The 13,483-nt window shown below is 63.3% G+C and carries 19 protein-coding genes; 15 read left to right on the forward strand and 4 right to left on the reverse strand.

From position 1 onward, the window contains the following. Nucleotides 1-71 precede the first annotated feature (71 nt). Together LT988_RS02465 and LT988_RS02470 are read right to left on the reverse strand one after the other, a co-directional pair. Nucleotides 72-506 (reverse strand): type II toxin-antitoxin system VapC family toxin, encoded by a 435-nt coding sequence (locus LT988_RS02465; RefSeq protein WP_232408679.1) that lies wholly within the window; start codon nt 504-506, stop codon nt 72-74. Next, on the reverse strand, nt 506-739 hold the full coding sequence (locus LT988_RS02470; protein WP_232408680.1) for a type II toxin-antitoxin system Phd/YefM family antitoxin: 234 nt from the start codon (nt 737-739) through the stop codon (nt 506-508). The genes LT988_RS02465 and LT988_RS02470 overlap by 1 nt, the downstream gene beginning before the upstream one ends. A 256-nt stretch (nt 740-995) precedes the next feature. Between LT988_RS02470 and LT988_RS02475 the strand changes: the two genes are divergently transcribed. The 10 genes from LT988_RS02475 to LT988_RS02520 all read left to right on the forward strand — a co-directional run bounded on the left by LT988_RS02475 (nt 996) and on the right by LT988_RS02520 (nt 7,608). Further along, complete coding sequence (locus tag LT988_RS02475; protein WP_232408681.1) at nt 996-1,262, forward strand: exodeoxyribonuclease VII small subunit; 267 nt, start codon at nt 996-998, stop codon at nt 1,260-1,262. Further along, entirely contained in the window at nt 1,255-2,148 is an 894-nt protein-coding gene (gene ispA / locus LT988_RS02480; protein ID WP_232408682.1) for a (2E,6E)-farnesyl diphosphate synthase, read from the forward strand. The genes LT988_RS02475 and ispA overlap by 8 nt, the downstream gene beginning before the upstream one ends. Before the next feature lie 146 nt (nt 2,149-2,294). Further along, entirely contained in the window at nt 2,295-3,149 is an 855-nt protein-coding gene (gene folE2, locus LT988_RS02485) for a GTP cyclohydrolase FolE2 (protein ID WP_232408683.1), read from the forward strand. Between the two features lie 5 nt (nt 3,150-3,154). Further along, on the forward strand, nt 3,155-3,853 hold the full coding sequence (locus tag LT988_RS02490; RefSeq protein ID WP_232408684.1) for an alpha/beta fold hydrolase: 699 nt from the start codon (nt 3,155-3,157) through the stop codon (nt 3,851-3,853). Nucleotides 3,854-4,174: 321 nt separating this feature from the next. After that, on the forward strand, nt 4,175-4,372 hold the full coding sequence (locus LT988_RS02495) for a hypothetical protein (RefSeq protein ID WP_232408685.1): 198 nt from the start codon (nt 4,175-4,177) through the stop codon (nt 4,370-4,372). A 464-nt stretch (nt 4,373-4,836) separates the two neighbouring features. Further along, nucleotides 4,837-5,217, forward strand: coding sequence for a hypothetical protein (locus LT988_RS02500; protein ID WP_232408686.1), 381 nt, complete (start codon nt 4,837-4,839; stop codon nt 5,215-5,217). A gap of 210 nt (nt 5,218-5,427) precedes the next feature. Then, the gene (locus LT988_RS02505) at nt 5,428-5,709 is read left to right on the forward strand and encodes a YkgJ family cysteine cluster protein (protein WP_232408687.1); all 282 of its coding nucleotides are present in this window, start codon (nt 5,428-5,430) and stop codon (nt 5,707-5,709) included. A 184-nt stretch (nt 5,710-5,893) separates the two neighbouring features. Beyond that, nucleotides 5,894-6,517: a V-type ATP synthase subunit D gene (locus tag LT988_RS02510; protein ID WP_007190903.1), complete on the forward strand. Its 624-nt coding sequence runs from the start codon at nt 5,894-5,896 to the stop codon at nt 6,515-6,517. 13 nt (nt 6,518-6,530) lie between these two features. Beyond that, nucleotides 6,531-6,674 (forward strand): hypothetical protein, encoded by a 144-nt coding sequence (locus LT988_RS02515; protein ID WP_232408688.1) that lies wholly within the window; start codon nt 6,531-6,533, stop codon nt 6,672-6,674. Between the two features lie 19 nt (nt 6,675-6,693). Then, nucleotides 6,694-7,608, forward strand: a complete 915-nt coding sequence (locus LT988_RS02520) for a 5-bromo-4-chloroindolyl phosphate hydrolysis family protein (RefSeq protein WP_232408689.1) — start codon at nt 6,694-6,696, stop codon at nt 7,606-7,608. Nucleotides 7,609-7,793: 185 nt separating this feature from the next. Here LT988_RS02520 and tcdA read toward each other — a convergent pair whose 3' ends face one another. Next, nucleotides 7,794-8,654 carry a tRNA cyclic N6-threonylcarbamoyladenosine(37) synthase TcdA gene (tcdA, locus tag LT988_RS02525; RefSeq protein WP_232408690.1) on the reverse strand — a complete coding sequence of 287 codons (861 nt, stop codon included), beginning with the start codon at nt 8,652-8,654 and terminating at the stop codon, nt 7,794-7,796. A 299-nt stretch (nt 8,655-8,953) separates the two neighbouring features. Between tcdA and LT988_RS02530 the strand changes: the two genes are divergently transcribed. From LT988_RS02530 to LT988_RS02540, 3 genes are all read left to right on the forward strand, one after another. Continuing rightward, the gene (locus LT988_RS02530; RefSeq protein WP_232408691.1) at nt 8,954-9,241 is read left to right on the forward strand and encodes a co-chaperone GroES; all 288 of its coding nucleotides are present in this window, start codon (nt 8,954-8,956) and stop codon (nt 9,239-9,241) included. Nucleotides 9,242-9,299: 58 nt separating this feature from the next. Beyond that, entirely contained in the window at nt 9,300-10,931 is a 1,632-nt protein-coding gene (groL, locus tag LT988_RS02535; protein ID WP_232408692.1) for a chaperonin GroEL, read from the forward strand. 532 nt (nt 10,932-11,463) lie between these two features. After that, nucleotides 11,464-11,907: a DUF4399 domain-containing protein gene (locus LT988_RS02540; RefSeq protein WP_269752092.1), complete on the forward strand. Its 444-nt coding sequence runs from the start codon at nt 11,464-11,466 to the stop codon at nt 11,905-11,907. A 109-nt stretch (nt 11,908-12,016) separates the two neighbouring features. On the opposite strand, the gene LT988_RS02545 is transcribed toward LT988_RS02540, so the two are convergent. Continuing rightward, nucleotides 12,017-12,391 carry a hypothetical protein gene (locus LT988_RS02545; protein WP_232408693.1) on the reverse strand — a complete coding sequence of 125 codons (375 nt, stop codon included), beginning with the start codon at nt 12,389-12,391 and terminating at the stop codon, nt 12,017-12,019. On the opposite strand from LT988_RS02545, the gene LT988_RS02550 reads away from it, so the two are divergent. Next, on the forward strand, nt 12,390-13,169 hold the full coding sequence (locus LT988_RS02550; protein WP_232408694.1) for an ankyrin repeat domain-containing protein: 780 nt from the start codon (nt 12,390-12,392) through the stop codon (nt 13,167-13,169). The two genes, LT988_RS02545 and LT988_RS02550, sit on opposite strands and share 2 nt — an antisense overlap. Before the next feature lie 22 nt (nt 13,170-13,191). Then, nucleotides 13,192-13,479: a hypothetical protein gene (locus tag LT988_RS02555; RefSeq protein ID WP_232408695.1), complete on the forward strand. Its 288-nt coding sequence runs from the start codon at nt 13,192-13,194 to the stop codon at nt 13,477-13,479. Nucleotides 13,480-13,483 lie beyond the last annotated feature (4 nt).

The raw sequence follows: 13,483 nt of genomic DNA on the forward strand, positions 1-13,483 counted from the left end.
GAATGGGTTTGCGGACGAGCGCGCGGCCGCTGCCCTGCTTGCGCGCCGGGATTGCTCGGCCGCCCGCCCGTCTAAGACGCGATGCCGCGCACCACGGGCAGGTGCAGAAGCCTTCCCGCGCGAATGAATCCGGCATCGAGCGTCAAGATCGTTTCGGCGCCTTGCCCCGCCGCGATCGCCAAGTGCAGCGCGTCGCCGGCGCGCAGACCGGTCTCGGGCGTTTCCAGATATCGTGCGGCGAGGTCAAAGTCAGCCGCGGTCGGCACGAGCAACACAAACGACTCATCCAGGACCTGTGTGAGCTCACGGCGAACCGCCTCGGCCTGGGTCTCGGACAACTCGCCGATGCGCCGCTTGCGCGAGATCAGACTCGCCAGCTCGACCCGGGTCCAAAGACTCGCTGCAAGGTCGCCCGGACGCAATGTCATGACGAATGCCTCGACCGCGTCGCTGGTCTTCTCGGCAATGACCAGCGGCGCGATAAAGCTCGTATCCAGGTAGACCATCAGTCGTCTTCGTCGCGCAGCTCTCGAATCAGCTCCGCGCTCGATCGACAGGCCTGCGGCAGGCCGGCACGGAACTGCAAGCGCGAGCGCAGTGCCTTCTTCGGCTCGACGATCGGGACCAGCCTGGCCACGGGCTGCCCGCGACGGGTGATGATGGTCTCCTCGCCGCTCTCGGCCTTGCTGACGAGCTCGCTCAGATGCGCTTTGGCTTCCGCCAGATTGACTGCACCCATGGCCGGCTCCGAATGGTCACATTGTTGGTCATCATTGTAACGCGGATCCGCCGACGACGAGTGCCGGGTGGCGTCGAGCCCGGCGCAACGGCGCCGGGTGAGGCAAGGTTTGCGGTTTGACCCATCCCAGGAGCTGGGGTAACTTACGCGGATACCCGAAAGTCCTCAAACCGCGTCCGGCCAGAACCCGTTGGATTCAACCGAGCGGCGTGATCCAACGAAGCATCGGTATCCGTTCAGGACGCGGTTTAAGCGAATGAAAAAGCCAGTCGCTCCGCCCCCGCCTTCCTTCGAGCAGTCGCTCGCCGAACTGGAATTAATCGTCGATGCCCTCGAGAAGGGCGAGATGAGCCTCGAAGAGTCACTGTCCGTTTTCGAGCGTGGCATCGGCCTGACCCGTGCCTGCCAGCAGGCGCTGGATGCGGCCGAGCAACGCGTGCGTATCCTCACCGACACTCGGCCCGAGGCCGGACCTCGGTCCGATTCCGGCGCCGATCTAGAGCCCTTCGAATCCAATGACTGACGCCACTCTGGACGACTTCCGCGCGCGATGCTGCGCCCGGGTCGAAGCCACGCTCGACACGCTGCTGCCGTCTGCAAGCGTGCAACCGGTCCGTCTGCACGAGGCCATGCGCTACACGGTCCTCGGCGGCGGCAAGCGCATCCGTCCGCTCCTGGCCTACGCCGCCGGCGAGGCACTCGGTGTGGATCCCGCCCTGCTCGACCGCCCTGCCTGTGCCGTCGAGCTCATCCATGCCTACTCCCTAATCCACGACGACCTCCCGGCGATGGACGACGACGATCTGAGGCGGGGGCGCCCGACCTGTCATCGCGCCTTCGACGAGGCGACCGCGATCCTGGCCGGCGATGCACTCCAGACCCTCGCCTTCCAGGCGTTGGCCGAGTCGCCCGGGCTGGATGCCGCCAAACGCATCGACATGGTCGCAAGCCTCGCGCGCGCGAGCGGGGCACGCGGCATGGTCGGCGGTCAGGCGCTCGATCTAGCTGCAGAAGGCAGCGTCCTGGACGTCGCCATGCTCGAGCACATCCACATCCACAAGACCGGCGCGCTCATCAGGGCAGCCGTGCAAATGGGCATACTCGCCCACGATGCGCCCGACCCGGATCACGCCGAACGTCTCGATCGCTACGCCAAATGTATCGGTCTTGCCTTTCAGATTCAGGACGACGTCCTCGACGTCGAGGGCGACACCGACTTGATCGGCAAGACGGCCGGCCGCGATCAGGTCCTGGAGAAGGCGACTTACCCTGCCCTCGTCGGGCTGCCCGAAGCCAAGGAGATGGCCGCTACCTTGATTGCCGATGCCCTTGAAAGTATAAAGATTTTTTCATCCGGTGCCGAGCCCCTGCGCTGGATCGCCGGCGCGCTGATCGGGCGTAAGCACTGAGACGCGCATCGTCTCCGCAAAGGCGACCTCACCAAAGTCTGGCACCGCAGATCGGCACGGGTAAGCCGCGCCGGTTTGTCTTGTCGGCCTCAGCCCCCAAATCTCGGGTTTGAGACCAAAGACGATCCATCGAGAGAAGTCACATCATGGAGCAAGTGCTCGAGCCCAACTGCTGCGCCGCACCCGACAGCGCCGAAATTGCCGACGTCCAGGGGAGCGCCGACTCTCGTCGGATCGCCATCGACAAGGTGGGGATCAAGGACATCCGCCACCCCGTGCGGGTGAGTGATCGCAGCGGCATCGAGCAGCATACGGTCGCCAATTTCAACATGTACGTCTACCTGCCGCACGACTTCAAAGGGACCCACATGTCCCGGTTCGTGCAAATCCTGAACAATCACGAGCGCGAGATCGGCGTGTCCTCCTTCAAAGAGATGCTGACCGAGATGTCGCAGCGTCTGGAGTCCGAAGCGGGACACATCGAGATGCGCTTCCCCTTCTTCGTGAACAAGAAGGCCCCCGTCACCGGCGTAGAGAGCCTACTCGACTACGAGGTCACCTTCATCGGCGAGATCCAGAGGGGCCTCCCGAGCCTGGAGATCAAGGTGATCGTGCCCGTCACCAGCCTGTGCCCGTGCTCGAAGAAGATCTCTGCCTACGGTGCGCACAATCAGCGCTCCCACGTGACGGTTCAGGTTCGCTCGCAGGGTCACATCTGGATCGAAGAGCTCATCGAGATGGTCGAGGCCGAGGCATCCTCGGAACTCTTCGGATTGCTGAAGCGACCGGACGAGAAGTACGTGACTGAACATGCCTACGATAACCCCAAGTTCGTCGAGGACCTGGTACGGGACGTCGCCACACGCCTGAACGAGGATGACCGGGTCACCGCTTACGTGGTCGAGGCCGAGAATTTCGAGTCTATTCACAACCATTCGGCCTACGCCCTGATCGAGCGCGACAAAGACCGCGAGGCCCGCATCGCCGAGGCGACGCTCTGATCCTGTTGCTGCACGGGTTTACCGGCAGCAGCGAAGACTGGTGGGCCTGCTGCCCGCGCCTGAAAGGGCGTGCGATAGCCATCGACCTGCCCGGACATGGCACCCACACGGCACCCGTTCGGTCATTCCGAGACAGCATCGGCGACATTCTCGGCGCCCTACCCGAGGGTATCGACGAGGTCGTGGGTTATTCGATGGGCGGACGATTCGCGCTCGGCATGATGGCGCTCGACCCGGAACGCTTTCGCCGTGCAACCGTCATCTCCGCACATCCGGGCCTCGAAGACGCATCGCAGAGGGCCGATCGGCTCGCAGGTGACCAGGCGTGGATCCGACGACTTCTCGACAACGGGATCGAGGCGTTCGTCGATGCCTGGGAGTCACAACCCTTGTTCGCAACCCAGGTCGGCCTGCCGGCCGCGGTGCTGGAACGACAGCGTCGGCGGCGCTTGAACCAACGCCCGACGGGGCTCGCGGCCTCTCTCGAGCAGCACGGGCTCGGGCGCATGCCGAGCCTTTGGGAGCCTGCTGCGGCCTTTCCGGGAGAGCTGACCTGGATCGTCGGAGCTTCCGATACGCGCTTTCTCGGGATCGCTCGGGAGGTCGCGTGCCGGCGTCCCGCGACAAGACTGCATGTCCTTCCGGGCGTGGGCCACAATCCGTTGCTCGAGTGCCCCGAGATCTTGGGCGATCTTTTGGTCTAAACCGCGCCCGTTACGGTATGCCACGAATGTTGGTTGGCTTGGCCGCGCCGGATCCGATCACTGTTGGAGCTGGGGCGATTTAAGATATTAAACAATATCGACTTTTAAACCGAGCACCCACGAAAGCCGGAAAAGTTCTCAAGCCCGACACCACATGAAAATGACGCATTTCACTCTGGATGCGGTTTAGAATCACGTCTCCGGCATGGTCTCACGGATGCGCCCCCCGGAAACCCGATCACCCGGGGATCGCTGCCCGCGAGGCGACATCGCCAAGAACCCATCGAACCGACACCTCGACCCAAGCCGGAGGAGGCATCCATGCAACACACACCGTCCGAGCCGCAACCGGCAACACCCATGTCCGGTCAAACGCCGGGGACCGACCATGTCCGATCCGAGGACAGCAACCTGACCGTCTTCTTGGGTGAGTGGGGCTTCAAGGCCTTGTTCGCGTTCCTGGGTGCCGCGGCAACGCTGCTCAGCCTGCTCGCACCGCGTCGGCGAGAGCGTTCCTGAGCGACCTCCTCCACCAGGGGTTCGGATTCGACGACTTCCGGAGCAGGCGCTACCGTCGCGCCTTGGAGATCGATCCGATGCCGACGCTCGCGATAAGACCTGAATTCCGAAATCCCTCCGTCGAGTCGGTTTTTTTCGCTCGACAAGTACATTGCAATTCCTGCACCCTTTGATCCTCGCCAACACCTGCTATGATTCAGCGGCAATGTTTTGCGGAAGGCCGTAGATTCTGCGCGGCGAGACGCGGGATAATGTAGGAGCGGACCGAGGGAGCGCCGGGAAGGGAAAGATCCTTTGCCGAGCACGTCTCTATAGAAGCCCGGTGGTCGGCGGCGACTGCCGATGCAAGGCAAGACGAGTCACTTCAGTCCGGAGAATCCAGTGTCCGGCCGCGGCAGTCGATCGACGCCGAGGCAATGGGTCTGAATTGTCCGATTCGTGCGACCAGTAAGGAGAAGAAGCAAGTGAAAACAAAGCAAATCCTGTCCAGTTCTGCTGCGGCACTCGCCATTGTTCTCGCCGGCACTGTTGCCGCCGAGCAGCCTGCCACGCCGTTCGTCTCCGGCGATACGCCGATGAATGTCGGACAAGAGGCCCAGGTCAAGAATCCGACCCCGAATGCCGCGGAACAGGCGGCAACCGAGAAGATGCTCAAGAACGAGAGCGAGGAGCTGACCGGCGAGTATCCGACCGACATGGGCGATCAGAAGCAGATCAAGAATCCGACGCCGAATGCCGCGGAGCAGCAGGCAACGTCCAAGATGCTCAAGAACGAGAGCGAGGAGCTGACCGGCGAGTATCCCACCGACATGGGTGATCAAAAGCAGATAGACCAAAAGGACTAAGACTCCACTTGCACCACCGGCGGCCTGGGCGATCAGTCCGGCGCGCGATGTCCGGGAGGCCGCAACGGCCTCCCACTCCACCGGGACCAAACTTGTTGACCGCGTTGTGACCATGGGTTCCTTTTCACACTGGACAGCGGAAACGGACCCGCATTGAACCAAGTCGTCACTGCACGACCTGGAGCGCGTCGCGCGGATGGAAAACCCGACATGGATTCCACGAATCAAATCACTTGCGAGACCTGTGCCGCCTGCTGCTGCCGCCTTGAGGTCTGGTGCGTGACCGATACCGGCGTCCCCGACCATCTGACCTGCACCGACCCACTCGGCGGAACCCTGATGGATCGCCTCGACGACGGCTGGTGCGCCGCACTGGACCGCGACACACTGCTATGCCGGATCTACACGCATCGCCCCCTCGTCTGTCGGGAGTTGGAAGTCGGCAGCCCCGAGTGCCTTGTCGAGCGCGGCCAGATCTACAGCGGCACCTGACCGCCGCGATATCGAAGCTGCCGGGCGGCGCGATGTCGCGGCTCAAGTGTCGGGTTTGCAGGAGGCCACCCTGTCGGCGACGCGAAGCGGCGGTTTCCTACGGTGTAAACGATTTCCGACCCCGGGGTCGTCAAAGCGGATGGGCGCCGCACCAAAGAGCACCCGCGAGCAGTCGAGAATCGCTATGGCACAACAACTGATCAAGGTTCCGCCGACCAAGAACACCCTCCTCCGACTGAAGAAGCAGGAGAAATTTCTCGAAGAAGGCCACGACCTGCTCGAGCGCAAGCGCGAGTTGCTGACGCGTCTGGTCTACGAACGCATCGGCGAGTACCGTCGGCTTCGGGACGCGTCCGAAAAGGCACTCGCCGAGGCCTATCGCTGTCTCAGCATCACACACTTACGCATGGGCAGCCGCGGGATCCATCAGGCCGCCCTCGGCTCGGAGCTGGCCCTGACGGTCGACATCCTGCCGCGCCGAGCGCTCGGCGTGGAATATCCCGCCGTCACCAGCGAGCGGATCCCGCTCAAGCCGGTCGGCCTTTTGGGGACGGACGCGAGCTTCGACACCACCCGCGAGAACCTCGCCAACGCCTGCGTGCTGCTCGCCCGCCTCGCCGAGGTCGAGACCGCGCTGCACCGCCTGATGGAGGAGCAGCGCAAGGCCCAGAAGCGGGTCAACGCGCTTAAGTACAACATCATTCCGCTCTATCGGCGGACCATCCACTTCATCCAATCCTCGCTCGAAGAAGAGGAGCGCAACACGCTCTTCCAGGTCAAGTTGCTGCGGCAACGGGCCGAGGCTTAAAGAGCCGTCCACCATGCCCGAATTCCCTCGAAAGGTCCTAGGCCTGCTCCTGATCCTATCTGCCGTCGGCATCGCCTCTTGGCAGGCGCTGGCGGTTTCCTGCTCGTCTCCTGCCGCTGCCGCCGAGGCCACCCGGCACGCCGTCCCGCCACGCTGAGCACCCGGGAGCCACGTCCATGATCCGCGTGCTTGCGCTTGTCGTGATCCTCGCCACGATCGCTGTCCTGATCCCGGTCGTCCGCTCCAAACTCGTCGGCACCGCTGAAGACGAGCCCGCGGTTCCGAATCAGCCGAGCCCAGCCAAGGGGCTCTTGATGTTCCTCCTGACGCTGCCGGTCTTGATCGCCGCGGTTGTCGCCATGGCGCGCGGGCTCTTGATGCCGATGATCGGCAACGCCGTCGGTTACGGGCTGCTGCTGGGCGGGGCCTGGTTGCTGTGGCGCGGGCTGGTCTCGGAAGCCGCCTACGCGCGCCGGCTCGTCGCCAAGACCCCTTGGCCGCTCAAGACCTCGGGCGGCGTCCTGATCGCTTTAGGCACAGGTCTGACCGCCTGGCTGGGCGTCGGACACCATCCCGGCATCGCCTTCGCCTTCGGTGTCGTGGCACTGCTCGGGTGCCGACTTTTTTACGGGGGCGATCCGGTTGCTCCCAAGCGTGTGACGGCAGCCTCCGGGCTGGACACCACGGAGCAGGTGCTTGCCGCCTTGGCGCAAGCCGAGCACTCGATCGCCGCCGTCGAGCAGTCGAGCCGCGAGATCCGACAACCCGAGCTCAATCAGCGTCTGCGGCGCGTCGCCGCGCTCGCCCGCGAGATTCTAACCTTGCTTGAAGAAGACCCACGCGACCTGCGACGCGCCCGCAAATTCTTGAACGTCTATCTGGATGGTGTGCAGCGCGTCGTCGAGGGCTACGCGAGGACGCACGCACGCGCCGCTTCGCCCGATCTCGACGCCAACTTCCGTCGGGTCCTGACGAGCATCGAGGAGGTGTTCAACGAGCAACGTCAGAAGCTCTTGGAGTCCGACATCATGGACCTAGACGTGCAGATCGAGGTGCTGACGAGCCAATTGAAGCGCGAGGGGATCATATGAACCGCGTCGAGGAGCGATCCTGAAACGTCGATGCGCTACTCAGCCTTACCGCATTCCAAAAAGGTCGAGGCGACGCGGTTCAGAGGGTAAAGCCGAGAGCGGAAAAGACGCATCGATTTCTTGGAAACGCGTTCGCCGAGCCGATGATTCATGATCTAAACCGCGTCAACGAAGCCCTCTTTGGCTCATGCCAGGTCTAGACCGGATTGAAACCTTGCCTGTCGCTCCGGGCGCGGTTTAAGCGACATCTCGATCACCCTCGCCACGGCGGCGAACCCGAACGTCGCTGTCACGAAGCTTGCCGACCCATAGCCGAGCCGACAGTCGAGCGAGACGCCGCTGATGCCGGGCTTTTGATGGCTGACACATCCATCCGCCCGCGGATACACCGGCTGCTCGAGCGAGTAGACGCAGTCGACCTTGAAACGCCGTTTCGGGTCTCTGGGAAATCCATACGCCTCGCGCAAGCGGCGCCGCACCTTCGAGGCGAGTGGGTCATGCTCCGTTCGGCTCAGATCGGCCACCCTGACCGCGGTCGGGTCGCGGCGCCCGCCTGCCCCCCCGGTTGTGACGATCGGGAGCCTTTGCGCCGTGCAGTAGGCAATTATTGCCGCCTTGAACCGGATGCTGTCGATCGCGTCGATGACCGCGTCATAGCCGCGGCTCAGATACGCCTCGAGCGTCCGATCGGTCACGAAGTCGCGGATCGGCTCGCACCGGCAAAGCGGATGGATGTCCCGGATACGGTCGGCCATGACCTCAACCTTCGGCCGATCAAACTGGCTGGTCACGGCATGGCTCTGCCGATTCACGTTGCCCGGCTCGATCGTGTCGTCGTCGATCAAGGTAATGGCACCCACGCCCGTGCGCGCGAGTGCCTCCGCCGCCCAAGAGCCTACCCCGCCCACGCCGACAACACAGACATGCAGCTCGGCGATCCGCGCGCTCTCCGCCGCACCGTAGAGCCGAGCGATCCCGCCGAAACGCGCCTCGCGCCCGACCGAAACCTCCGAATCGAGCTGCGCATGAGTGTCCAATGTCTCCATCTCGGCATCATCCTCGATCTATGCCCGGACTGAAAGCGTCCGCCCAACGCGACCCCGAACCCTCAAACCGCACCCGATTCTCCGAAATCCCGAATCTCCTGAACCGCACCCCCCGACAGCCATTGAGAAGCAAGGGGTCGAAATCACCGACGCCGGATCGGAGGACTCCGAACGCGGTTCAGCAGCGCTTGACATCCGCGGATTTTTCTCTAGATTGTTAGCACTCGATCCGACCGAGTGCTAACAGCCCGTCGAGATCGCGAACTTTCGCTTTCTTCGCTCAAGGAGTCACGTCGTTTATGAACCTACGTCCTTTGCATGACCGTGTCGTCGTTCGCCGCAAGGAGGAGGAGCGCACCTCCGCCGGTGGAATCCTGATCCCGGACTCGGCGGCCGAGAAGCCGATCGAAGGCGAAGTGATCGCCGTCGGCAACGGCAAGCTGCTGGATAACGGCGATATCCGCCGCCTGGATGTGAAGGTCGGCGACCGCGTGTTGTTCGGCAAATACTCGGGCACAGAGGTCAAGCTCTCCGAGGAGAAGCTGCTGGTGATGCGCGAAGACGACATCATGGGCGTCATCGAATAGCGGACATCCGCCCGCTTACGCCACATCCCCCATTTCGCTCTACCGAGGCAAGCCATCCATGAGTGCAAAACAGATTTCCTTCAGCGAGCAAGCCCGTGCCCGGATGCTCCACGGCGTGGACATCCTCGCCAATGCGGTCAAGGTCACGCTGGGTCCCAAGGGACGCAACGTCGTCATCGAGAAGTCCTGGGGCGCCCCCACCGTCACGAAGGACGGTGTCTCCGTGGCCAAGGCGATCGAGCTCAAAGACAAGCTCGAAAACATGGGCGCCCAAATGGTCAAGGAGGTCGCTTCCAAGACCTCCGACATCGCCGGCGACGGCACCACCACCGCCACCGTGCTGGCGCAGGCGATGGTCCGCGAGGGTCTCAAGGCGGTTGCCGCCGGCATGAACCCGATGGACATCAAGCGCGGCATCGATAAGGCCGTGGAGGCCTCGGTGACCGAACTGAAGACGCTCTCGCGGCCCTGTTCGACCAACAAAGCGATCGCGCAGGTCGGCACCATCTCGGCCAACTCGGACGAGTCGATCGGCCAGATCATCGCCGAGGCCATGGAAAAGGTCGGCAAGGAAGGCGTGATCACGGTCGAGGAAGGCAAGTCGCTGCAAAACGAGCTCGACTTGGTCGAAGGCATGCAGTTCGACCGTGGCTATCTCTCTCCCTACTTCATCAACAACCAGACGAGCCAAAAGGCCGAGCTGGACGCCCCTTACATCCTGCTCTACGACAAGAAGATCTCCAACATCCGTGATCTGCTACCCGTGCTCGAGGCGGTCGCAAAGGCCGGCAAGCCGCTGCTGATCGTCGCCGAAGATGTCGAGGGCGAGGCACTGGCGACCCTGGTCGTCAACAACCTGCGCGGTATTCTAAAGGTCTGTGCGGTCAAGGCACCGGGCTTCGGCGACCGTCGCAAGGCCATGCTGCAGGATATTGCCATCCTCACCGGCGGCACCGTAATCTCCGAGGAGGTCGGGCTGTCGCTGGAGAAGGCGACCCTGAACGATCTGGGATCCGCCAAGACGGTCCAGATCGCCAAGGAAGACACCACCATCATCGACGGCGCCGGCTCCCATGACGATATCAAGGGCCGTTGCGATCAGATCCGCAGTCAGATCGAGGACACCACCTCCGACTACGACCGCGAGAAGCTGCAAGAGCGTCTGGCCAAGCTGGCCGGCGGTGTCGCGGTCGTGAAGGTCGGCGCGGCCACCGAGATGGAGATGAAGGAGAAGAAGGCGCGCGTTGAAGACGCACTGCACGCCACCCGCGCGGCTGTCGAGGAAGGCATCGTTCCCGGCGGCGGCGTGGCCCTGATCCGTGCCATCGGCGCGGTCGTGGGGCTGAAAGGCGCCAATACCGACCAGGATCTCGGCATCGCCATCGCGCGCCGCGCCTTGGAAGAACCGCTGCGTCAGATCGTCACCAACGCCGGTGACGAGGCCTCCGTGGTCATGAGCAAGGTCGCCGAAGGCACCGGCAGCTTCGGCTACAACGCCGCTACCGGCGAGTACGGCGACATGATGGACATGGGCATCATCGATCCGACCAAGGTGACCCGCACGGCGCTTCAAAACGCCGCGTCCATCGCCGGCCTGATGATCACCACCGAAGCCATGGTGGCGGACGAGCCGAAGAAGGATAAGGGCGGCCCCGCCCCGGGCGGCGGCATGGACGATATGGACTACTAAGCAGAACCACCGGGCTTCCGTCTTCGTTTTCCCCCGAGAAGCCCGAAACAACGCGCCCCGCAAGACAGCGGGGCGCGTGCACAATCCGCACCCTGAACGGCCTGCCGATCACCGCAGCCGATTTTGACCAACCACCTCACTCCCCATCGACCTTGCGCTGTCGAGATCCGCTCGGCGGGAGGACGAACGAGCGTTGCCTGCAGGTGGAGCCGACATGTCGTGCCTCGCCGTCGGGACTCTCCGAAGCCCGCAGGCCATGCGGATCAGGTGGGCCAGGCAAAGCAGGCGCTGATCCGGATCGCCATACGCCCAAGACCCCGCCGCTCATCATCCAGCCACGTGGCGTTGATGCCCCTTACTCACCTAAATCCTTCCGAAACGAAGCGACAGCTATCACGACCCCGGCCGCCTTAGCCGAGGGACGATGGGCAAAACTGCCGAATTCAGGTTGAAATCGGCGCCCACGCTCCTGACTCTTCTCCGTGGAACGACGAACTGAAAACGATGCGGAACCACAAGAGGAGTCGCCTGAATGAAGAAGAATGTCTCACGACTGTCGCCCATGGCCCTGTTGATCGCCGCGGGCTTAACCCTTGGCGCGCTGAACGCTTTCGGTGCAGTCGAACGAACCCCGGCACCCGAGGGCGCCCGTGCGTATATCATCACTCCCGAGGACGGTGCGACCGTACCCCAGACCTTCGTGGTGCGATTCGGGCTGTCGGGAATGGGGGTTGCACCGGCGGGCGCCGATCTACCCAAAACGGGACATCATCACCTGTTGGTCGATATGGACAGCCTTCCCCCGCTCGATCAACCGATGAGCGCGGATATCCTGCATTTCGGGGGCGGACAGACGGAGACCGAGATCACCTTGCCGCCGGGCGAGCACACCTTGCAGATTATCTTGGGGGACAAGAATCATATCCCGCACGATCCACCGATCGTCTCGGATCGGATTACCGTCACGGTCGAGTAGGCAACCCGCGGACCCTGCGTGCGCTCCGTCTCAGCGCATTGCGGGTCTCGCATCACCTGCAGACGGCGAAACCGTCTTCGTTGCTGTTCGCGCCCCCCGAGACGCTCGACTAACGATCGCTGTCCATAATCAAACGTTCGATGTCTGCAATTCGAATCTCTCTACCGTCGGCGGTCAAGAATCGCCGGCCGTCGACACTCCCGCGAAGGACCTCGTACCGAGTCACCTCGCCCGTATTGGCATTGACGACCTGAACAGGGATGATCTCCCGATCGCGATCCCAGTCCCGAACGAGATAAGCCACGCTGCCGATCAGCATGACGGCCAATAGCCCATACGCCAGCGGGCGAATCAGCGCCGGCGGGATGAGAGGCGGTCGTGACGCGATCAAGCCGGCGGCTTCGCGAGAGCGCCGGATGCGTGCCCGGATCACCAGGTAGGCCACGAAGATGACAGCTGCAGTGAGGAGGAGTTTCGAGATCATGGCGGTTACGTTAGCACGACCGACCCGATGCAGCAGCCCGCAAGCGCCGCCCGAGAACGAATGCCGAGCGCAACCCGATGCCCCTCGGCAGCGAAGCCGGGCCGAGGGCGTCAAGCGTCGCTCGGGCCGCGCTCTGATCCTCCTCGCGGCCCTCTTCCTCACGGGCTGTACCGAGCCCGCCGAACCGACGGTAAATCTACACCGAGCAGTCGAGATCGGGGACATCGATCAGGTCTCGCGTCACATCTACTGGAAGAGCGACCTCGGTGAGCCCGACGCACACGGCGACCCGCCCCTACACGTCGCCGCGCGCGCCGGGCGTGTCGCCATCACGCGGGAGCTCGCCCGAAACGGCGCGGATCTCGAGGCCCCCAACGCCGCGGGAAAGACCCCGCTGCGCGTCGCACTCGAGAACGATCGCACTCAGGTCGCCGACATGCTCATCAACCAAGGGGCTCCGCTCGATGCGCAGGGCATGCTGATCGAGCTTGTGGGGGCGGGGGCGATCAAACGCGAAACCCTGGATTTCCTCCTTCATGCCGGCGCGCAGCTCGACGGACGGGGCCAGAGCGGGGATGCCCCCCTGCACGTCGCCATTCGAAACGGGCAGCTCGAGACGGTCCGACAACTGATCCTCGCCGGTGCCAATGTGAATCAACCCGCCGACGACGGTCGCTTGCCGCTGCGGATTGCGCGAGAATCGGCGCCCGGGCGCGACGCCCGATTTATCGTCTCGACCCTCGAGCGCAACGGTGCAAGGGTCGTCCCACCCCCCTGACAGACACGCAGAGGTGCGCCGCATGACCGAACGGATCGAAGATCTGACGGTGAAGTACACGGAAGACGGTATCGATACAACCAAGGAGATCGGCAAGGTCGTACTCTCCAAGGGAAGTTGGACCACCATCCTCTTTCGCTACCAAGATTGGGACCGCGTAAAAGAGGCGTACGGTCCGGACAAATATACGATTCGCCGCTATCAGAAGCGCAACGGCGAGTACCGGCAGCAGTCAAAGTTCAATATCTCCAGTCGCGCGCAGGCCCAGGCTCTCGTCGAGGCATTACAGGGTTGGCTGACCGACGACTGATCGC

The sequence above is a fragment of the Thiocapsa bogorovii genome, assembly GCF_021228795.1.
Taxonomy (GTDB): domain Bacteria; phylum Pseudomonadota; class Gammaproteobacteria; order Chromatiales; family Chromatiaceae; genus Thiocapsa; species Thiocapsa bogorovii.